The organism is Marinimicrobium koreense (assembly GCF_003762925.1).
Lineage (GTDB): Bacteria > Pseudomonadota > Gammaproteobacteria > Pseudomonadales > Cellvibrionaceae > Marinimicrobium > Marinimicrobium koreense.
Genome location: NZ_RJUK01000001.1, coordinates 164,703 through 184,740, shown reverse-complemented (window position 1 = coordinate 184,740; position 20,038 = coordinate 164,703). Strand labels below are relative to the sequence as shown.

The following is a 20,038-nucleotide window of genomic DNA, read 5'->3' as shown; positions in this document are numbered from 1 at the left end:
ATAACCGGAGTTCTACTATGGCTTTTGCGTCCAAGGAAGCCGCCAGAGAGTATTGGCGGGCGAATATCAAGTTGCTGGCGGTGCTTCTCAGCATCTGGTTCATTGTCTCGTTTGGTGCGGGCATCCTGCTGGTGGACTGGCTCAATCAATTTCGCATGGGTGGCTTCAAGCTGGGCTTCTGGTTTGCCCAGCAGGGTTCCATCTACACCTTTCTGGTCCTGATTTTTGTCTACGTGTACAAAATGAATCAGCTGGACCGCCGCTTTGGTGTCCGGGAAGACGAGGAGTAGTTCATGGAAGCCCAAACGCTCATCTACCTGGTGGTTGGCGCCACCTTCGCGCTCTATATTGGCATCGCGGTCTGGTCCCGGGCCGGCAGTACCGGCGACTTCTACATTGCCGGCGGTGGTGTACACCCGGTAGCCAACGGCATGGCCACGGCCGCCGACTGGATGTCCGCAGCATCCTTCATTTCCATGGCCGGCCTGATCGCCTTTCTCGGTTATGACGGTAGCGTCTACCTCATGGGCTGGACCGGCGGTTATGTGCTGCTGGCCTTATGCCTGGCCCCCTACCTGCGCAAATTTGGCAAGTTCACCGTGCCGGATTTCATTGGCGATCGCTACTACTCCCAGATGGCCCGCACCGTTGCCGTGGTGTGCGCGATTTTTGTGTCGTTCACCTATGTGGCCGGACAGATGCGCGGGGTCGGGGTGGTGTTCTCCCGCTTTCTGGAAGTGGATGTGACCACCGGCGTGCTGATCGGTATGGGAGTGGTGTTCTTTTACGCGGTGCTCGGCGGTATGAAGGGCATTACCTACACCCAGGTGGCCCAATACTGCGTGATGATTTTTGCCTACACGGTACCGGCGATTTACATCAGCCTGATGATCACCGGTAACCCGATTCCACAGCTGGGCTTTGGCGATACCCTGGCCGACGGCTCGGGCACCCACCTGCTCGACAAGCTCGACGGGTTATCCCGGGAGCTCGGCTTTACCGCCTTCACCGAGGGGAAAAAGTCCACCATCGACATGTTCTGCATTACCGCCGCGCTGATGGTGGGCACGGCGGGCCTGCCCCACGTCATCGTGCGCTTTTTCACCGTCCCCAAAGTGCGCGACGCCCGCAAGAGCGCCGGCTGGGCCCTGCTGTTTATCGCCGTGCTCTACACCACCGCCCCGGCCGTGGGCGCCTTTGCACGCACCAACATGATCGAGACCATCAATGGCCCCGAGGGCCAGGGGGTAGCCCGGGAAAACATGCCCTCCTGGGTGGACACCTGGGAAACCACGGGGCTGATCCAGTGGCAGGATGAAAACGGCGATGGGCGGCTGTTTTACAGCAATGACAGCCGCAATGAAATGACCATCGACCCGGATATTCTGGTACTGGCCAACCCGGAAATCGCCGAGCTGCCCAACTGGGTGATCGCCCTGGTGGCCGCCGGTGGCCTGGCCGCCGCGCTGTCTACCGCCGCCGGGCTGTTATTGGTGATCTCCACCTCAATCTCCCACGATTTGCTCAAACGCAACCTCATGCCCCGGATCACCGAGAAACAGGAGCTGATGGCGGCGCGCCTGGCGGCCGCCGGGGCGATCGGGGTGGCGGGCTACCTGGGCATCAACCCGCCGGGCTTTGTCGCCGAGGTGGTCGCTTTCGCCTTTGGCCTGGCGGCGGCGAGCTTCTTCCCGGCGATCATCATGGGGATTTTCTTCAAACCCATGAACCAGTGGGGCGCCGTCGCGGGCATGCTCACCGGACTGGTGTTCACCGCCAGCTATATTCTGATATTCAAGGGGGTATTCTTCGAACCCTTGCTGCCCAACACCGCGGAATACTGGCTACTGGGCATCTCTCCGGAAGGCATCGGGTTTGTCGGCATGCTGCTGAACCTGGCCGTGGCTCTGACCGTGCGCCAATTCACCCCGGATGCGCCGCCGCATGTCCAGGACCTGGTGGAAAGCATCCGCTTCCCTCAGGGCTCAAGCGGCCCCAGCGCCCACTGACCCGCCCACACCAGTATTTAAACCCGGCATTAAAAAAGGGAGCGTCTGCTCCCTTTTTTAATGCCCTGCTTATCAGCTCTCGAGCCAAACCTCATCAATCCAGCGCCAGACATCATCCCAGCTCTCATCGGTCAGATCGCCATCGCGCCAGAACAGGACTTCACCCTCCGGCTCAACGCAGTAATAGTTGCCGTTGGTCTCACACAGCGGCAACAGGTAACGGGGCAGGCCCATCGACCAGGCAACCGCCGCCACCTCGGGCAGGTAGGTATGGGCATGGGGGTCAGCAGCAGTCACAGGCTCCAACGAACCGGTAACCACGTCACTGGCCAGAAGCAGGAAACGGCGCATCTCCCGCGGGATGGGCAGAAGCACCTCCTCCTCCACATCCACCAGGTCTTCGTGACTGGGCAGCTCCAGGGGTACCGGCACCGGCTGGTGCGCCGCCCTCAGTCGTTCCAGGGTCTCTTCCATTGTGGGCTCTTGCATTGCGAAAGGAACGTCAATGCTAGCGCCCCATCCGGCATATGACAAGCCGGGGCCCCCTGTCAGGGGTAGTACATGTGATAGTGGCTCTGCGCGTAGGGGTTGAGCTCGTAATACGACTCCAGAAAGGCCACCAGGTCAATCAGTTCACTAACGGTCATGATATCGTTGTAGTTACGCATCAACGACTGCCCGGCGTCATCCATGATCTGCTCATCCTGATAGCCGCTGGCCAGCCGATGGGAGGGATTGATGACGGAAGTCAGAAGCTCGGCGTAGGTTTTGACCTTGGTGACGGTGCCACCGAGAATGATCGGCGTGTCCAGCTCACGTTCCGTCACCACCGCATCATAGCCCTGCAGCCGATGGCAGGACAGACAATCATACTGGACAAACACCTGCTCGCCCCGCTCAAGATCCCCTTCGGGCAGACTGAACCCCCGGGGTGATTCCGGTCCCTGACTGCACGCTGTCAGAAAAAACACGAACGCAAAGAGTAATGAGTGTTTCATGGTGGCCACCTCTAGCCGACATCGAACAAAGTCTGAATCCTTACAACCCGATTCGAGATCTATTAAGTGTTGTCGACGGTGGGAGTTTCGCAACCCTAACCACTGCTTTCGGGGGGTCTATAGCGAGCTCATTTGAGCCAGATCAAGAATTGATCGAAAATTAGTCAAATAGGTGCCGGCAACCCTATCTCATCTGTCCCTGCAAATTACTTTGAAAAAGATTAACAAAGAAACTGTCTTCCTAATCGTAAGAGTTAAATTATTCATTAACTCCACATCAACGCGATTGATAAGCTCTGGACTCTTAAAACAGATCAAATTAACCCCTTTTCTCGTGCAGACGTGACAGCTTGACCCCGACTACAAACTTGAAGTTTTTCCAGGATCTGACTGACATAATTTTTCACTGTTCCCTCAGCCAAGTGGAGTTTAGTTGCAATATCCTGGTTACTCCGATTTTCCGCAATGAGCTCTAGAATCTGTTTCTCTCGATCATTCAACAATTGCTTTTCATTAAGATACCGTGCCGCCGATATTTTTCTATAGCTCTTCAGAAGCAACTCTGTGGATTGAGCATCGAGAACGGACTCTCCCTTTACAACTTTCCGAATATTAGCTGCAAGCTCTTCTCCAGATACAGCTTTTAACAGAAAACCTCGAGCTCCCTCTATCAGCGAATCATGTACATAGCGCTCCTGACCAAAGGTTGTGAGCACCAAAATACGAGCATTTGGATCTATAAGATTAATGCTTCGAATAGCATCAATCCCGTTCATCTTGGGCATTTCAATATCCATCAACACCACGTCTGGCATGTTAATCCTATAAAGATCCACCGCCTCCTCTCCATTATTGGCCTCAGCAACAACCACGAAATCGCCCTCATACTCCAACAAGACTTTGAGCCCATCGCGCATCAGCTTTTGGTCATCAACAAGCATAACATTAATCACCACTGCCATCCCCTCTGGGAAAAAGTGGAATTTCAACACACAGAACAGTCAACACCCCCTCCCGGTAAAACTTCAAATTCCCCCGAAGCTCAGAAACACGACTCTCAATGGTTTTCGACTGTGGCAGGTTCTCTCCAGAGGAATAAATCACACTTTGACCGTTATCTTCAATAAGCAGCCTTATAATTTTATCATGGGTAAGGGTAATGCAAACCTCAGTAGCTTTTGCGTGACGGGAAATATTGGTTAAGGATTCCTGAACGATTCGAAAAATATGACGCTTCACTTCGGAAGAAACTCCGCTCTCACCAATCTTCAGCCGAAGGTCAACAGCCAAACCTGTGGCTGATTGAAAACTTTTAACCAAAACCGAGAGATCTCTAGACAGGAAGCTCTCTCCAGGACTATCGTGATCCAGAAAGCGAACCATATCACGCGTCTCTTCCAGCCCTTCTCTTAATAGACTCTGTGAATCCCTAATCATACCTTTTGCCCTGCCAGGCTGCTCCTCAACCAGCTTCTCGGCAGCTTCCATTTGAACTATAGACGTGGTTAGCTTGTGACCGAGAGTATCGTGCAACTCGCGCGACAATCGCTGACGTTCTTTCAATCGCGACTGATATTCGTGTTCAGCCGCATAGATTGCGAGCTTTTTGTTCTTAATTTCCAGCTCACGGACGAGCTTCCGGGTCCGCTTCCGTCCTATTTCAGCGTCAACACGAAGAATTGCAAAACCACTTACAAGAAGAGTTATAAAGCTGTTTACAATCGCATCTTGAAGCCCTGTCTCTGATCTGCCATCAAAAACCTCACAAACAAAAACAGCGAGAACACACATACCAATCCACACTATCGACAGTCTTCTGGGCAGCGACTCAACAGCAATAAGACAAACCACCAAAAAAAGCATTGCCAGATGCTGATGGACCAGGAAAGTCAAAATCAAGATGACCACGAACATCAAAATCAGAACAACCTGTCTCAATCGCCGCGCATGATCAGAGATAACCGTAAACGTGCAACACACAAACAGAAGCAGAAGACCGAGCGCCCAACTCTGCCCCAAGGTTGTTATGGAGCTCACAACAAAATAACTGCCCACCAGCGTCAGCCCGACGATGGTCAGTCTTACCCAGAGTGAAACTCCACTCGATATAGAATTCACTTTTCTACAACCAGAACTTTTTGTTTAAGAGTAACGGCGCCACCAACAACCAAAGCAGCCCGGTATATACAGCGAATGCAGACGTACTGCCGGCGACCTCCGGCAACAGCGGCAAGCCAATGAACCCCGCATTTGAGGAAACATGCGCTAGAATGACCAAGTACACATTGCGGGTCCAGCGATATAAAAATGCCAAAAGAATACTGGCAGGAACCACCATTAACCCAAAAAACCAAAATGGCAAACCATCAGGCGTTCCCATACCAACCAGATAGCCCGGAAAATGCCAAACTAACCACGCAACACCAACAATATTAGCCGAAAGCATGAAACTAAACTCTCTCGACAATCGATCAAAAGCATATCTCCTCCAGCCAAACTCCTCTCCTGCCATCAGCACCATTAAAAAAGGAATTTTTGCTAACACTTCACTGAAATTTGGCGCCACCCACTCGTCATGACTTATCGCTATGCTAAGCATCATTAATCCAGGAGGCAGGAATATAGCACAACCAGTCGCTAGAGCTTTGAAGTTGAAACCTGGGGGATGACAGAATAGTTCTTTGATGCCACCCCATCCTCTCTCATAATAGCTGAAGGCCACTGCCAACAACAGGGGACTGATAACTCCCAAGAAAATGATCGGAGCAACGGACACTCGGACAGCTATCACCGTGAGCAACGCCATCACCAGAATCGTGGAGGCCAAATAGATTAGAGTGACTCTTTGTTCTCGCATTGTCTTCTTCATGACCTTATCCCATTAGTAGACTGTCTCTACAGACTAATAGGATTAGAGTCATGAAGAATAGTGCCGAAGGTCACATGACCTAAAGGACCCCGTCCAAACCAGGTACGGAATCTACAGAGGGGTGATTAGCAGCCAGCTTTCAATGAAAGTTTTTATATTTTTTTGGAATAATAAACCAGCCGAATCCAGCACTGAAAAAGCGCAACAACGCTCCTGGATCTCCAACGCTGGTTCATCCCCGATCCAACAAACTCCGCAAATCAATCAACGCCGCATTGGCGCGGGAGATATAGGAGGCCATTACCAGGGAGTGGTTGGCCAGCAGACCAAAGCCGCTGCCATTGAGGATCATCGGGCTCATCAGCGAGCGCTGGGTGGCTTCCAGCTCACGAATGATCTGCCCCAGGCTGACGCGGGCGTTTTTGTCATCGAGCACGTCGGCAAACTCGATTTCCGCCGCCTTCAGCAGATGAATCAGAGCCCAGGCCGAGCCCCGTGCTTCGTAATACACGTTATCCAGTTGCGTCCAGGGAGTTTTCACAATGACCTCCCCTGGCTCAGTTTCCTGGGGTTCCCCCATACGCAGAGGCAGGTCGGTATTCAGTCGTCGCTGTCCGACACTGGCGCTGAGGCGTTGCGACAGGCTGCCCAGGCGGGTTTCCACAGTGCTCAACCAATAGCGAAGATTATCGGCGCGGGTGTAGAACTCGGCGTTCTGATCACTGATGCCGGTCAATCGATCAAGGTAGCGACGGGTGTACTGAATGCCTTCGCGGTACTGGCGCTCGGTGGCCGGCATGATCCAACTGTCGGTATTGAAGTTGAAGCGGGATTCGGCCAACGCCAGATCCTGATCCTCGCGGGATTGAGACTGGGAGCGGCTGAACGCTTCACGCATGGCTTTGCTGGCGTCGCGCACCTGAATGACCACGCCGTACTCCCAGCTCGGCATATTATCCAGCCAGAGGCCGGGTGGGGTGATGTCATTGGTCAGGTAGCCACCGGGTTTTTCCAACAGGGTTTCCGCTACGCCAATCAGTGCCGAGGTCATCACTGCGCCTCGCTCACGCTTTCCGCCGCGCTCTTCAACCTGTGCCGTCACATAGTCTTCCACGGTGAAAAAACCGGGGGTCATGCTCCAGTAAATGCCCACTACCAGCGCCAACAACAAGTACAGGCCCAATACGGCCAAACCAATTTTCACCCTTACCCCCAACCGGGAGACATCATCACGGGTGTCGGCAAAGGTATCCCGGAGCTTGCGCTGCAGGTGGATCCAGAACTGTTTGGCTTTGGACATGGGCATAGCGACTTCCTGATCGGTGAAATGCGTTAGTGGTCGTGATGGGGCCGGTCAAACACGCTGACCGCATAGGCCTTCACGGTCTGCTCACTGCCATCATCAAACGTCAATATCAATTGTAGCGGATCTCCGGTGCGGGGGCGTCGCTCAAGCCCAAAGAGCATTACGTGGTAGCCCCCCGAGGCAAAGCGCACCTTCTCGCCGGCGGGAATCTCCACCGCATCCACCTGACGCATGCGCATCATGCCATCCTCCGTGCGGTGCTCGTGCAGCTCCGCACGCTCGGCGAACTCGGCGGACACCGCCACCAACGACCGCGCCTCCTCACCCGTGTTATGCAACAGAAAGTAGGCCGAGGTGAGGTCTTTACCCGGCAAGGGCACTCGCACGGTTGCATCGGTAACGGTAACAGTGGGCGCCTCCGCCCAGACCGGCGCTACCCCCAACGCCAGCACAAAAAGTATGGCTCGCAACATGACAGGTTTCTCCAGAGCATTGATTGTGCCGTCGTACAACCCGGTTACAACGGCGGCTGTAGTTCGATTCGCGGCGGAGAGCCCCGGTGGATATCCCCGCGCAACAGATAATTGGGTACACCATCGCGCATCTGTTGGTAGATCCACCGGCCCTCGGCGTCCGTGCGCGCCACGATCAGCAGAAACTCACCGGTGTCTTTTACTCGCCGGGCCAGCTGTTGCAGATCAACCACCAGCTCGTCTGCCCGCTGACGAAGCAGCTCTCCATTGAGCTGTACCACTTGCCCATCCTGAGTCAGGGGGGAGGCACTTTGCAAACGCGCCCGCTGGTTGCTGACCTTCTCGCTGAACTCGGCCACCAGCGGATTCCCCGGATCCACGGACGCTGCCAGGTCCAGGTAGCCCTGGGCCTGAGAGAGCGCGCTTCGCGCGGCGGCGGAGCGGGCCAGATCGAGATAGCGCAGGGCAATGGCCTGGAGCCCGGAAATGGCGCGGGTATTATCGGGGTCATAAATCAGCACCGCCCGATAGCGATCATGCGCGTTGTCGCCCAACGGTGACAGCAATCGATCGGCAGACAGGGCCCGATCGCCCTCCTCCAGCCAGCGCTCAAGCCGCTGCTCTCGCGTCAGCGTCGGCTTCGGCTCAGGCTCCGGCGTGGTATCGACCGCTGGCGGGGGTGTCTGCGTCGAGGCAGGTGTCGGCGCGGGGCTGCTGCACCCGACCAACAGGGCGAGCCCCAGCATACCGCCCAGCATCCACCCCCGGGATCTCGCCCGATCGGTCGCGGGATGACCCAACTCATGCATGACAATAACCTTACTCACAGCGACTCCAGGAGAGCCAGTTGGCAGTTTTTGCGGTCCAAGTCCGGTACACTAGCGACCCGGATTGATCCGAATTATTGTGGTTTGCCGCAGTCCGAGAAAAGAGACTGCTTTGGCATCTAGCGGCCATGATACCCTCTCGCCGCAGAAAACGTCACCCAACCCGGAACCAAGCGACCTATGTTGACCCAGCAATTATCGGCATCCCGACACGACTTTTTGTCATTCTGGCGCCTGCTACTCTGGAGCACCCTGCTCTGCGTTTTCAGTCACGGTGCCGCCGCTCAGGACTTGTTGGGCGGCCAATCCCAGAACACCAGCCTGCTGGGGGGCGGTGATGACTTTCTGCCGGTCACCGAGGCATTTCAGTTGGAAACCCGACTTTACGACGGCGAGCTAGTGCTTCACTGGGAAGTGGCCCCGGATTACTACCTGTATCAGGAGAGGTTCAGGCTGAGCGCCGACCCGGAGCCGGAACCGTTTGCCCCCCGATTCAGCGACAACACGGTCGACAAGTACGACGAGTACTTTGAAAAGGACATGGCGGTGTATTACGGCAGCGCCACTGTCCGCCTTGCCGTGGCCGACGACGCCCAACCCTTCACCCTGAAAGTAGAGTCTCAGGGTTGCGCGGACGCGGGGCTCTGCTACCCGCCCCATGTTGACTACGTCAGCGTGGACCCCGCCAACCAGAGCGCCAGCATCGCCTCGGCGCCTCCCGCGAACGCATCCGCAAATACCGACGACGGCGGCGCCACCTCCGAGGCCACGACCACCTGGCTCCCTTATATTCTGGTGTTGGCACTGCTCGGTGGCATCATTCTGAACCTGATGCCCTGTGTCTTCCCCGTGCTGTCGATCAAGGTCATGAGCCTGGCTCGAGCCGACCGCCAGCGATTGCCGCTCCACGGCTGGGCTTACACCGCGGGCATAGTGGTCAGTTTTGTCGCCTTTGCCGGCGTACTGTTGGCCGCACGCGCCGGTGGAGAGGCGATTGGCTGGGGCTTCCAGTTACAGTCTCCCCTGCTCATTGCCGCACTGGTGTACTTGTTCTTTATTCTCGGGCTGAGCCTGTCCGGCCTGCTGACCATTGGCACGCGCTGGATGGGGGTAGGACAGAAGCTGACCCAGAGCGGCGGCCTGAGCGGCTCCTTTTTTACCGGCGTGCTCGCCGCTATTGTCGCCAGCCCCTGTACCGCCCCCTTTATGGGCGCGGCCCTTGGCTTTGCCCTGACCCAACCCACGCTGGTGAGCCTGAGCGTGTTTGTGGCACTGGGCCTGGGGATGGCATTGCCTCTGCTGGCACTGTGCTACCTGCCATCGCTGGTGAACCATCTTCCCAAACCCGGCCCCTGGATGGACAGCCTGAAGCAGTTTCTGGCCTTTCCTTTATACCTGACCGCCATCTGGCTCCTCTGGGTGCTCGGGCGTCAGGCCGGACCCAATGCCGTGGCAGCGGTTGGCGTGGGGGCCGTCGCGATTGCCTTCGCAGGCTGGTTATTGACCCGGCAGCCCCGTTCCACTTCGGCCCGATTCAGCCAAAAGGCCCTGGTATTACTCGCCTGGGTCGCCGCCCTGGCTCTGCCCTGGCAAACGCTGAACGCCCCGGTCGAGGACTCCCGCTGGGAGCCCTACTCCGCCGCCCGCCTGGACACCCTGCGCCGCGAAGGAACTCCGGTATTTATCAATCTGACCGCCGACTGGTGCCTGACCTGTCTGGCCAATGAGCGCGTCACTCTGGGTACCGAAGACGTTGAACGCGCTTTCAACGCCCACGGCGTAGCGACCCTCAAAGGAGACTGGACCCACCGCGACCCGGCCATCACCCAGCTGCTGGAGGAGTACAACCGCAGCGGGGTGCCGCTCTACCTCTGGTTTCCCGCCGACCATCAGGGCCCAGGCATCGTGTTACCGCAAATTCTTCGCAAAAAAGCCCTGCTTGAGCGACTCGATGATGGCACGGAAACACAATTGAGCCAAAATTGACGACGTTAGCAGCAATATTGCCGACTTTTTGTCATCCTCTGCTATCTTGCCTGTATTGCGCCGGGTTTGTCGCTCAAAATGACTGTTAACGGGCTCAAACCGCCCACCAAAACACGGCTTTATGCGCCATAACAGACCGAACGTCTGGCATCTTGTCGCCATTTGAGGACAATTTAGCAAAAACCCGAATAGACCGTGGACACTGTTGCTTTTTTGCGGCAAACTCGCCCCCATAACGTGCAAACGCCGATTTTCGCGTGTTAACACAACACCCGGTCAAGAAAACCACGGTCACACAGGATTTTTCATGGCAACCATTCTGGTTCTACATGGCCCCAACCTGAATCTGCTGGGACAACGCGAGCCCGGCATTTATGGTGCCCAGACCCTGGACACCATAAACCGGACCTTGACCGAACAGGGCCACGCCGCTGGCCACCATGTGTTGACCCTGCAGAGCAATGCGGAATACGAACTCGTTGAACGCATTCACGATGCGCGCCAGGAAGGGGTGGACTTTATTGTCATCAACCCTGCTGCGTTCACCCACACCAGCGTCGCCCTGCGCGATGCACTGCTGGGCGTTGCCATTCCTTTTATCGAAGTGCACCTGTCCAATGTGCACGCCCGCGAGCCGTTCCGCCAACACTCGTATTTTTCCGATGTCGCCCAGGGCGTCATCTGTGGTTTCGGCGCCCAGAGCTATGAGCTGGCCCTGACCGCAGCACTGCGCCACCTGGAGCGCGCCGCGCAGACCGGCAAAGCATCGACATCCGAATAGAAGTATCTACACCCTGACATCGAACCCGGTGCGCCGGGATCAATTCATCATTCATCCGTTGCTTTAAAGAGAGGCCCCAATGGATATTCGCAAAATTAAAAAACTGATTGAGCTGCTGGAAGAATCCGACATCGGCGAGCTGGAAATCAAAGAGGGCGAGGAATCCGTCCGCATCAGCCGCAATAACCCGAATGCTCAGTATTTCACCGCCGCACCGGCCCAGGCGCCCGCGCCCGCACCGGCCGCCGCCCCCGCCGCACCGGCTCCGGCCGCCGACAGCAGCGATGCCGCCCCCGCCGCGCAGCACAACGGCCACGTGGTGAAGTCACCCATGGTGGGCACCTTCTACCGCTCCCCGAGCCCCGGCTCCCCGGCGTTTGTGGAAGTGGGCCAGCACGTTAAGGTCGGCGATGTGATCTGCATCGTTGAGGCCATGAAGATGATGAACCAAATCGAAGCGGACAAAGCCGGCGTGGTCGAAGCCATTCTGGTCGACGACGGCGAGCCGGTTGAATTCGACCAACCCCTGGTCACGATTGTATAAATCCAGCACCGAGGATTTGGTTTATGTTTGATAAAGTTTTGATCGCCAACCGCGGCGAGATTGCCCTGCGCATTCTGCGCGCCTGTAAAGAGATGGGCATTAAAACCGTCGCGGTTCACTCTGTCATCGACCGCGACCTGAAGCACGTTCGCCTGGCGGACGAGTCGGTATGCATCGGGCCCAACCCGTCGCCCCAGAGCTACCTGAACATCCCGGCCATCATCAGTGCGATGGAAGTGACCGACTCGGTAGCGGTACACCCCGGCTACGGCTTTCTGGCCGAAAACGCCGATTTCGCCGAGCAGGTACAGAAAAGCGGTTTCGTGTTCATCGGTCCGGACCCGGACACCATTCGCATGATGGGTGACAAGGTCGCCGCCATTGCCGCCATGAAAAAGGCCGGCGTGCCGACCGTACCCGGCTCCGATGGCCCGCTGCCCGCCAACGATCGCGAGAAATGCCTGGCCATGGGCAAGCAGATTGGCTACCCGGTCATCATCAAGGCTGCCGCCGGCGGCGGTGGTCGCGGGATGCGCGTGGTACACACCGAAGCCTCGCTGATGAACTCCATCCACATCACCCAGAACGAAGCCAAGTCCGCCTTCGGCGACGATACGGTGTATATGGAAAAGTTCCTGCAGAACCCGCGTCATGTGGAGATCCAGGTGCTGTCCGACGGCCAGGGTAATGCCATTCACCTGGGCGACCGCGACTGCTCGCTGCAGCGCCGCCACCAGAAGGTGATCGAAGAGGCGCCGGCCCCCGGTATCCCGGAAGACGTTCGCCAGTCAACCGCCCAGGCCTGTGTCAACGCCTGCATCAAGATGGGCTACAAAGGTGCCGGTACCTTCGAGTTCCTGTACGAAGACGGCAACTTCTACTTCATCGAGATGAACACCCGCATTCAGGTGGAGCACCCGGTCTCGGAAATGGTGACCGGTATCGACATCATCAAAGAGCAGATTCGCGTCTGTGCGGGCGAAAAGCTGTCCATCAAGCAGGAAGACGTGGTGATTCGCGGTCACTCCTTCGAGTGCCGCATCAATGCCGAAGATCCCAAAACCTTCATGCCCTGCCCGGGCAAGGTCAAGAATTTCCATCCGCCGGGCGGTCTGGGTGTGCGGGTGGACTCGCACCTGTACAGTGGCTACACGGTACCGCCGAACTACGACTCGATGATCGCCAAGATCATCACCTACGGCGAGACCCGGGAAGAGGCATTGAACCGAATGCGTCACGCCCTGGATGAGACCATCATCGACGGCATCCGTACCAATATTTCGCTGCAACAGTGGCTGGTCCGGGACGACGAGTTCCGCAAAGGTGGCGTCAACATCCATTACCTGGAGAAAAAGCTTTCCAGCTGACGCCCTATGCCCTGGTTGCAACTGAAACTGACCACGGACCGGAATAGCGCCGAGGCGCTGGAAGATCTTCTTCTGGCCAGCGGCGCTGTGTCGGTTACGCTGGAAGACAACGCCGATCAGCCCATTCTGGAGCCCGCACTGGGGGAAACCCCGCTGTGGGACCAGGTGCGCCTGACCGGTCTGTACGATGCCGACATCGACACGCGCGCGATCAGCGAGCGGCTGGCTTCCGCCTGGAACCGGCCGCTGCCCGAGCACCGCTGGGAACAGCTCGAAGACAAAGACTGGGAGCGGGAGTGGATGAGCCACTACCAGGCCATTCGCTGCGGCGAACGCCTGTGGATCTGCCCCAGCTGGCAGGAACCCCCGGAGCCCGACAAGGTCAACCTGATGCTCGACCCGGGCCTCGCGTTCGGCACCGGCACCCATCCCACCACGTTTTTGTGCCTGCAGTGGCTGGACCAACAGCCCATCGAAGGGCTCGACCTCGTGGATTTTGGCTGTGGCTCGGGCATTCTCGGCATTGCGGCACTGCTCCTCGGCGCCCACCGGGTCACCGGGGTGGATATTGACCCCCAGGCACTCACCGCCACCCGGGACAACGCGGCTCGCAATGCGCTGCCCGAAAATGCCATGCCGGTTTTTCTACCCGGGCAATGCCCCGAGGTGACCGCCGACATCATGTTGGCCAACATCCTTGCCGGCCCCCTGGTTGAGCTGGCGCCACAACTGCAGCGCATGACCCGGGTTGACGGCAAGATCTGCCTTTCTGGCATTCTGGCCAATCAGGCCGAAGCCGTGATGGCGGCTTATCGCCCCTGGTTTGACTTTGACCCGGTGGCCGAACAAGACGGCTGGGTGAGACTGACCGGCACCAAAATACGCCCGTAACGACCCCGTTCCGGGTGAGGAGAACACTGAACAATCATGGCCCCGACTAACATGGTGACCCGCTGCCCGCAATGCGGGACGTCGTTCCGGATCACCCCGGCGCAGCTACAGTCAGCGCGCGGGGCCGTGCGCTGTGGGGCCTGCCTGCATATCTTCAAGGCACGGGACCATCTGGTGGGGGCCCAGGCGCCAGCGGCCGAGCCGGCTCTGGTGCGCCGCTCCCCCCAAAAACCCACCCAGAACAGACCGACCACCACCAAAGCGGAGCGCAAACCCGCCGCCCCCAAGGCGCCGTCCCCTACGCCGAAAGAGGCGCGTCCGCGCGCTGAGCAAAAGCCCAAGGAGACCGGGCTGCGCTTTGACCAGTCGCGAATCGACCAGGAGTCGAGCGCGCTGGATGACGATGACTTTCTGATCAGTGATGATATGGATCAGTCCCGCCCCGAGAGCGAAGACGATCCGTTTGGTGTCGGCGAACAATCCCGCTCGCACAGCACGCACTCACTGTTCGAGCGAACCCCTCGTCCTGAGGAAGAGGAGGCCTCGGAGTCTGGTGACGACACCGACGAATCCTGGGCCATGAGCCTGCTCGAAGAAGAGGAAGAGCAGACCGCCAGTGTTCGGGTCGAACCGGCCCCCGAGCCCGCCTCGGACGTACCGTCAGACTTTGAACTGATGGACGAGCCGGAACCTCCGCCCCCTGGAGAACACATCAAGTTCCACCTCGCCAGCAGCGATGCCGAGCAGGTCGACGACTACCAGGGCGGTGAGCGCATGCGCGCCCACGATCCCGAACGCTCGGCGCTGCTGATGAACATCGACCCCGAGCCGGTCGAGATGAACTGGACTCACCGACAGACCCGCCGACGGCGCTGGCTCTGGCCATCGCTGGTTGCGCTCGCGGCGGTCGCCCTGCTCGTTCAGGTTGCCTGGCTACAATTTGACCGCTGGAGCCGGATGGAGCCCTACCGCACCGTCTATGCAACCGTATGCCCCCTGATTGGCTGCCATCTGCCCGAACTGGTCGATCGCCGCCAGATCCGCGCCTACAACCTGGTGGTCCGCAATCACCCGGAGCGTGAGGGCGCCTTGATGGTCGATGCGATACTGCTCAACACCGCCCGCTTTGACCAACCTTTTCCCGGCCTGGTGCTGGAGTTCAGTGACCTCAATGGCGAGGTGGTGGCGGCGCGTCAATTCACCCCCGAAGAGTACCTCTCTGGCGAGCTGGCAGGTCGCACCATCATGCCCAGCAACCAGCCCGTCCACCTGACACTGGAGCTGGTGGACCCCGGCCCGAGCGCCGTCAACTACCGCGCCTACATCCCCCACTGACCGGCCCTCCTCCCGGCCCCGCCTGTTGGGGCGAATCAAAACCGATCAAAAAAACATCAATTCGGCGGTTTTGCTCGTTCCCAATCCGGGGCCAAACGGGTATCATAGCCAACCTTTTCCGGGGCTGTCGGTTACGGCCATTGAGACCCTCGAACAGGTGAGTCGCGTGTTTCGGATCGGTACCCATCAAATAGACAGCCGGGTGATTCTCGCGCCCATGGCGGGTGTGACGGATCGTCCTTTTCGGCAGCTGTGTCGGAAACTGGGTGCCGGCCTGGTGGTCTCGGAAATGGTGACGTCGGATGCAAGCCTTTGGAACAGCCGCAAAAGTCGGCTGCGCCTGGACCACGCCGGCGAGTCGGAACCGATTTCAGTGCAGATTGCTGGAGGCGACCCGGCCATGATGGCCGACGCCGCCCGACTCAACGCGGACAACGGCGCCCAGATCATCGACATCAATATGGGCTGCCCCGCCAAGAAAGTGTGCAAAAAGGCCGCCGGCTCCGCTCTACTCAGAGATGAGCCTCTGGTGGCCGATATACTGCAGGCAGTGGTAGCGGCGACCAACCTGCCGGTCACCCTGAAAATACGCACCGGCTGGGACCGGGATAATCGCAATGCGGTGCGCGTGGCACGGATGGCGGAGGATATCGGCATTCAGGCCTTGGCCGTACACGGCCGGACGCGGGCCGATCGCTATCAGGGCCAAGCGGAATACGACACCATAGCCGCCGTGGTGGATGCGGTAACCATCCCGGTATTTGCCAATGGTGATATCGACAGTCCGTACAAGGCGCAACAGGTACTCGACCAGACCGGCGCTCACGCCGTCATGATCGGTCGAGCCGCCCAGGGGCGCCCCTGGATTTTTCGGGAAATCGATCACTACCTGCGTTTTGGTAGAACGGTTCCCGAACCGTCACTGACTGAAGTCAGGGACATTCTCAGCAGTCATTTGCGTGACCTCTACGGATTTTATGGCGACTATTTGGGCCCGCGCATCGCTCGCAAGCACCTGGGCTGGTACTTGCAGACGGTACCCGGTAGCGACCCGTTTCGTCAGGCGTTTAACCGTATGGACAACGCACAAGAACAACTGGACAGCGTTCTGAAGTACTTTGAACAGCTGATAGAACAAGAGGATCAAGCGGCATGAACACAGCAGAAAACTTTTTGGCTCCCATGGGCGATACGGGCCATACCCATACGCTCACCCACGGACAGTCCCTGCGGGGCTGCGTGGAACAGGCCATGGAGAACTACTTTCAAAACCTCGACGGCCAGCCCGTCAGCGACGTGTACAACATGGTGATGGCCGAAGTGGAAGCGCCCATGCTGGAGATCGTCCTCAAGTACACCCGTCACAACCAGACCCGTGCCGCCCAGGTGCTGGGGCTGAACCGTGGCACGCTGCGCAAGAAGCTCAAGCAGTACGACCTGCTCTGAGCGCGACAACCCGAATTCCGAGGGGGTGGCATAAAACCACCCCCTCTGCTTTTGTAACTCACCTGAATTGACACCGGCATTGGGGGAAACTCACCGACCATGACCACCGACCTAGCACCCGTAAATCGTGCGCTGATCAGCGTCTCTGACAAAACCGGCATTGTGGAATTTGCCCAGGCACTGCACCAGCGCGGTGTGGAGATCCTGTCCACCGGCGGCACCTTCCGCCTGCTCAAGGAAAACGGCATTCCCGCCGTGGAAGTCTCTGACTACACCGGCTTCCCTGAGATGATGGACGGACGGGTCAAAACCCTGCACCCGAAAGTGCACGGTGGCATTCTCGGCCGGCGCGGGCAGGATGACGCGGTCATGGGCGAACACGGCATTAATGCCATCGACATGGTGGTGGTCAACCTCTACCCCTTCGAGCAGACCGTGGCCAAGCCCGGCTGCACCCTGGAAGATGCCGTAGAGAACATCGACATCGGTGGCCCCACCATGGTCCGAGCCGCCGCCAAGAACCATGCCCACGTCAACATCGTGGTCAACGCCAGCGACTATGCGCGCATTCTGGCCGAGCTGGATGCCAACAACGGCAAAACCAGCCTGAACCTGCGTTTTGACCTGGCCATCAAGGCCTACGAGCACACCGCCGCCTACGACGGCGCCATTGCCAACTACTTCGGCCGCAAGGTCGAGGGTGGCAGCGAGCACTTCCCGCGCACCTTCAACAGTCAGTTCCAGAAAACCCAGGAAATGCGCTACGGGGAAAACCCGCACCAGAAGGCGGCTTTCTACGTGGAGCAGAACCCCACTGAAGCCTGCATCGCCACCGCCAAGCAGTTGCAGGGCAAAGAGCTGTCCTACAACAACGTGGCGGACACCGACGCCGCCCTGGAGTGTGTGAAGAGTTTTGAGCAGCCCGCCTGTGTGATCGTCAAGCACGCCAACCCCTGTGGCGTGGCGACCGCGGCCAATCTGAAAGACGCCTACGACCTGGCCTTTGCCACCGACCCGGAATCCGCCTTTGGTGGCATCATCGCCTTCAACCGCGAGCTGGACGGTGCCACCGCCCAGGCGATCGTCGAGCGTCAGTTTGTGGAAGTGATCATCGCCCCCACCGTGTCCGATGAGGCCGTGCAGGTCGTGGCCGCCAAGAAGAACGTCCGCCTGCTGGCCTGCGGCCAGTGGGGCACCGAGCGCATCGACGGGCTGGATTACAAGCGCGTCAACGGCGGCCTGCTGGTGCAGGATCGCGACAACGGCATGGTAGCCGAGTCGGACCTGAAAGTGGTCACCAAACGTGCGCCCAGCGAGCAGGAAATCCGCGATCTGCTGTTTGCCTGGAAGGTCGCCAAGTTTGTGAAATCCAACGCGATCGTCTACGCCAAAAACAACCAGACCATCGGTGTCGGTGCAGGCCAGATGAGCCGCGTCAACTCCGCGCGCATCGCCGGCATCAAGGCCGAGCACGCCGGCCTGGAAGTGAAGGGCTCAGTGATGGCCTCAGACGCCTTCTTCCCGTTCCGCGACGGCCTGGACAACGCCGGTGCCGCCGGCATTGCCGCGGTGATTCAGCCCGGCGGCTCCATGCGCGACGAGGAAGTGATCGCCGCCGCCGACGAGCACAACATCGCCATGGTATTCACCGGCATGCGCCATTTCCGGCATTAATCGGCAACGGCGGATGCGCCTTCGGCTTATCCGCCCTACGCATACTACCGTGGTCAGCGTAGGGCGGATAAGGCCAAAGGCCGCATCCGCCGTAACTCAAGTCAATCCAAACCACGAAAGGTCTAAAGCATGAACCTACTGGTCATCGGCGGCGGCGGACGTGAACACGCCCTCGCCTGGAAGGCGGCCCAGAGCCCCAAGGTCAACAAAGTGTTTGTGGCCCCCGGCAACGCCGGCACGGCCCTGGAGAAAAACCTGGTCAACGTGGATATCGACGTGCTGGATTTTCCGGCTCTGGCAGAGTTCGCCCAGCACAATGACGTAGCGCTGACCATCGTCGGCCCGGAAGCGCCGCTGGTCGAAGGCGTGGTGGACTACTTCGCCGAACGCGATCTGCCCTGCTTCGGCCCCACCAAGGGCGCCGCCCAGTTGGAAGGCTCCAAGGCCTTTACCAAAGACTTTCTGGCCCGGCACCAGATCCCCTCCGCGGATTACCAGACCTTCACCGAGGTGGAGCCCGCCCTGGCCTACCTGGAAGAGAAAGGTGCGCCCATCGTGGTCAAAGCCGACGGCCTGGCCGCCGGTAAAGGCGTGATCGTGGCGGAAACCCTGGATCAGGCCCAGGACGCCGTGCGTGACATGCTCTCCGGCAATGCCTTTGGGGACGCCGGTTGCCGCGTGGTGATCGAAGAATTTCTCACCGGTGAAGAAGCCAGCTTTATCGTCATGGTGGACGGCAAACATATTCTGCCCATGGCCACCAGCCAGGACCACAAGCGTGTGGGTGAAGGCGATACCGGCCCCAACACCGGCGGCATGGGCGCCTACTCCCCGGCCCCGGTGGTCACCCCCGAGGTGCACGAGCGCATCATGCAGCAGGTGATTGTCCCGACCGTGGAGGGCATGGCCGCCGAAGGCAACCCCTACACCGGCTTCCTGTACGCCGGCCTGATGATCACCCCGGACGGCCAGCCGAAAGTGATCGAATACAACTGCCGGTTCGGCGACCCCGAAACCCAGCCGATCATGCTGCGCCTGAAGTCCGACCTGGCCGAGCTGTGCCAGATCGCACTGGACGGCAAACTCGATCAGGCCCATACCGACTGGGACGAGCGCGCCGCGGTCGGCGTCGTGCTCGCCGCCGGTGGTTACCCGGGCAGCTATAACAAGGGCGACGAAATCAGCGGTCTCCCTACCGAAGAGACCCCCGGTGAGCGCGTATTCCACGCCGGCACCAAGACCGCCTCCGGTAAAGTCGTCACCAGCGGCGGCCGGGTGTTGTGTGCCACCGCCCTGGGCAATACTGTCAGCGAAGCGCAGCAGCGCGCCTACGCCCTGGCCGATCGCATCCAGTGGGACGGGGTTTTCTACCGTAAGGATATCGCCTATCGGGCGATTGAGCGGGAACAGCGCTAACGCTTCCCGCGTACTGAAGCCCGCCCTGGTGGCGGGCCCAGTCAACTGGCAGCCGGTCGTCTGGATGCTATACTCACCGTGACGCACCCGGATTTTCAAGCGCAAATCCTTCGTCA

20 protein-coding genes are annotated in these 20,038 nt (G+C 58.7%); 12 read left to right on the top strand and 8 right to left on the bottom strand.

Going from position 1 to position 20,038, the window contains the following annotated elements:
- Window positions 1-17: 17 nt before the first annotated feature.
- Together EDC38_RS00865 and EDC38_RS00860 are read left to right on the top strand one after the other, a co-directional pair.
- The gene (locus tag EDC38_RS00865; RefSeq protein WP_024459621.1) at window positions 18-290 is read left to right on the top strand and encodes a DUF4212 domain-containing protein; all 273 of its coding nucleotides are present in this window, start codon (window positions 18-20) and stop codon (window positions 288-290) included.
- 3 nt (window positions 291-293) lie between these two features.
- Complete coding sequence (locus tag EDC38_RS00860) at window positions 294-2,009, top strand: sodium:solute symporter family protein (RefSeq protein ID WP_123636923.1); 1,716 nt, start codon at window positions 294-296, stop codon at window positions 2,007-2,009.
- 72 nt (window positions 2,010-2,081) lie between these two features.
- Here the strand turns inward: EDC38_RS00860 and EDC38_RS00855 are convergent, their stop codons facing one another.
- The 8 genes from EDC38_RS00855 to EDC38_RS00820 all read right to left on the bottom strand — a co-directional run bounded on the left by EDC38_RS00855 (window position 2,082) and on the right by EDC38_RS00820 (window position 8,482).
- Window positions 2,082-2,483, bottom strand: coding sequence for an SMI1/KNR4 family protein (locus EDC38_RS00855; protein WP_024459619.1), 402 nt, complete (start codon window positions 2,481-2,483; stop codon window positions 2,082-2,084).
- Between the two features lie 74 nt (window positions 2,484-2,557).
- A complete protein-coding gene (locus tag EDC38_RS00850) occupies window positions 2,558-3,007 on the bottom strand; it encodes a c-type cytochrome (protein WP_123636922.1) in 450 nt (149 codons plus the stop codon).
- 314 nt (window positions 3,008-3,321) lie between these two features.
- Window positions 3,322-3,963: a response regulator gene (locus EDC38_RS00845; RefSeq protein WP_170162824.1), complete on the bottom strand. Its 642-nt coding sequence runs from the start codon at window positions 3,961-3,963 to the stop codon at window positions 3,322-3,324.
- Window positions 3,953-5,125, bottom strand: a complete 1,173-nt coding sequence (locus EDC38_RS00840; RefSeq protein ID WP_123636920.1) for a sensor histidine kinase — start codon at window positions 5,123-5,125, stop codon at window positions 3,953-3,955. Before EDC38_RS00840 ends, EDC38_RS00845 begins: the two co-directional genes overlap by 11 nt.
- Window positions 5,126-5,129: 4 nt before the next feature.
- On the bottom strand, window positions 5,130-5,876 hold the full coding sequence (locus tag EDC38_RS00835) for a CPBP family intramembrane glutamic endopeptidase (protein ID WP_123636919.1): 747 nt from the start codon (window positions 5,874-5,876) through the stop codon (window positions 5,130-5,132).
- A gap of 232 nt (window positions 5,877-6,108) precedes the next feature.
- Complete coding sequence (locus tag EDC38_RS00830; protein ID WP_123636918.1) at window positions 6,109-7,182, bottom strand: DUF2333 family protein; 1,074 nt, start codon at window positions 7,180-7,182, stop codon at window positions 6,109-6,111.
- Window positions 7,183-7,208: 26 nt separating this feature from the next.
- Entirely contained in the window at window positions 7,209-7,655 is a 447-nt protein-coding gene (locus EDC38_RS00825) for a copper chaperone PCu(A)C (RefSeq protein WP_123636917.1), read from the bottom strand.
- Between the two features lie 44 nt (window positions 7,656-7,699).
- Window positions 7,700-8,482 carry a hypothetical protein gene (locus tag EDC38_RS00820; protein ID WP_123636916.1) on the bottom strand — a complete coding sequence of 261 codons (783 nt, stop codon included), beginning with the start codon at window positions 8,480-8,482 and terminating at the stop codon, window positions 7,700-7,702.
- Window positions 8,483-8,662: 180 nt separating this feature from the next.
- Between EDC38_RS00820 and EDC38_RS00815 the strand changes: the two genes are divergently transcribed.
- From EDC38_RS00815 to purD, 10 genes are all read left to right on the top strand, one after another.
- Window positions 8,663-10,468, top strand: a complete 1,806-nt coding sequence (locus tag EDC38_RS00815) for a protein-disulfide reductase DsbD family protein (protein WP_123636915.1) — start codon at window positions 8,663-8,665, stop codon at window positions 10,466-10,468.
- A 307-nt stretch (window positions 10,469-10,775) separates the two neighbouring features.
- A complete protein-coding gene (gene aroQ / locus EDC38_RS00810; RefSeq protein ID WP_123636914.1) occupies window positions 10,776-11,249 on the top strand; it encodes a type II 3-dehydroquinate dehydratase in 474 nt (157 codons plus the stop codon).
- Between the two features lie 79 nt (window positions 11,250-11,328).
- Window positions 11,329-11,793, top strand: a complete 465-nt coding sequence (accB, locus tag EDC38_RS00805) for an acetyl-CoA carboxylase biotin carboxyl carrier protein (RefSeq protein ID WP_024459611.1) — start codon at window positions 11,329-11,331, stop codon at window positions 11,791-11,793.
- 23 nt (window positions 11,794-11,816) lie between these two features.
- Window positions 11,817-13,160, top strand: coding sequence for an acetyl-CoA carboxylase biotin carboxylase subunit (gene accC / locus EDC38_RS00800; protein ID WP_024459610.1), 1,344 nt, complete (start codon window positions 11,817-11,819; stop codon window positions 13,158-13,160).
- Window positions 13,161-13,166: 6 nt separating this feature from the next.
- Window positions 13,167-14,051 carry a 50S ribosomal protein L11 methyltransferase gene (prmA, locus tag EDC38_RS00795; protein ID WP_123636913.1) on the top strand — a complete coding sequence of 295 codons (885 nt, stop codon included), beginning with the start codon at window positions 13,167-13,169 and terminating at the stop codon, window positions 14,049-14,051.
- A 36-nt stretch (window positions 14,052-14,087) separates the two neighbouring features.
- Window positions 14,088-15,386, top strand: coding sequence for a DUF3426 domain-containing protein (locus tag EDC38_RS00790; protein WP_123636912.1), 1,299 nt, complete (start codon window positions 14,088-14,090; stop codon window positions 15,384-15,386).
- 166 nt (window positions 15,387-15,552) lie between these two features.
- Window positions 15,553-16,542, top strand: a complete 990-nt coding sequence (gene dusB, locus EDC38_RS00785; RefSeq protein WP_123636911.1) for a tRNA dihydrouridine synthase DusB — start codon at window positions 15,553-15,555, stop codon at window positions 16,540-16,542.
- Window positions 16,543-16,568: 26 nt separating this feature from the next.
- Window positions 16,569-16,832 (top strand): DNA-binding transcriptional regulator Fis, encoded by a 264-nt coding sequence (gene fis, locus EDC38_RS00780; RefSeq protein ID WP_036159962.1) that lies wholly within the window; start codon window positions 16,569-16,571, stop codon window positions 16,830-16,832.
- A gap of 99 nt (window positions 16,833-16,931) precedes the next feature.
- The gene (purH, locus tag EDC38_RS00775; protein ID WP_024459605.1) at window positions 16,932-18,506 is read left to right on the top strand and encodes a bifunctional phosphoribosylaminoimidazolecarboxamide formyltransferase/IMP cyclohydrolase; all 1,575 of its coding nucleotides are present in this window, start codon (window positions 16,932-16,934) and stop codon (window positions 18,504-18,506) included.
- 129 nt (window positions 18,507-18,635) lie between these two features.
- Window positions 18,636-19,922: a phosphoribosylamine--glycine ligase gene (gene purD, locus EDC38_RS00770; RefSeq protein WP_123636910.1), complete on the top strand. Its 1,287-nt coding sequence runs from the start codon at window positions 18,636-18,638 to the stop codon at window positions 19,920-19,922.
- Window positions 19,923-20,038 lie beyond the last annotated feature (116 nt).

Coding starts and splice junctions, on each gene's coding strand:
- purH (WP_024459605.1), top strand. CDS start 16,932: ATGACCACCGACCTAGCACCCGTAAATCGTGCGCTGATCAGCGTCTCT.
- aroQ (WP_123636914.1), top strand. CDS start 10,776: ATGGCAACCATTCTGGTTCTACATGGCCCCAACCTGAATCTGCTGGGA.
- prmA (WP_123636913.1), top strand. CDS start 13,167: ATGCCCTGGTTGCAACTGAAACTGACCACGGACCGGAATAGCGCCGAG.
- EDC38_RS00860 (WP_123636923.1), top strand. CDS start 294: ATGGAAGCCCAAACGCTCATCTACCTGGTGGTTGGCGCCACCTTCGCG.
- EDC38_RS00835 (WP_123636919.1), bottom strand. CDS start 5,876: ATGAAGAAGACAATGCGAGAACAAAGAGTCACTCTAATCTATTTGGCC.
- EDC38_RS00830 (WP_123636918.1), bottom strand. CDS start 7,182: ATGCCCATGTCCAAAGCCAAACAGTTCTGGATCCACCTGCAGCGCAAG.
- purD (WP_123636910.1), top strand. CDS start 18,636: ATGAACCTACTGGTCATCGGCGGCGGCGGACGTGAACACGCCCTCGCC.
- EDC38_RS00790 (WP_123636912.1), top strand. CDS start 14,088: ATGGCCCCGACTAACATGGTGACCCGCTGCCCGCAATGCGGGACGTCG.
- accB (WP_024459611.1), top strand. CDS start 11,329: ATGGATATTCGCAAAATTAAAAAACTGATTGAGCTGCTGGAAGAATCC.
- accC (WP_024459610.1), top strand. CDS start 11,817: ATGTTTGATAAAGTTTTGATCGCCAACCGCGGCGAGATTGCCCTGCGC.
- fis (WP_036159962.1), top strand. CDS start 16,569: ATGGGCGATACGGGCCATACCCATACGCTCACCCACGGACAGTCCCTG.
- EDC38_RS00855 (WP_024459619.1), bottom strand. CDS start 2,483: ATGGAAGAGACCCTGGAACGACTGAGGGCGGCGCACCAGCCGGTGCCG.
- EDC38_RS00850 (WP_123636922.1), bottom strand. CDS start 3,007: ATGAAACACTCATTACTCTTTGCGTTCGTGTTTTTTCTGACAGCGTGC.
- EDC38_RS00815 (WP_123636915.1), top strand. CDS start 8,663: ATGTTGACCCAGCAATTATCGGCATCCCGACACGACTTTTTGTCATTC.
- EDC38_RS00825 (WP_123636917.1), bottom strand. CDS start 7,655: ATGTTGCGAGCCATACTTTTTGTGCTGGCGTTGGGGGTAGCGCCGGTC.
- EDC38_RS00865 (WP_024459621.1), top strand. CDS start 18: ATGGCTTTTGCGTCCAAGGAAGCCGCCAGAGAGTATTGGCGGGCGAAT.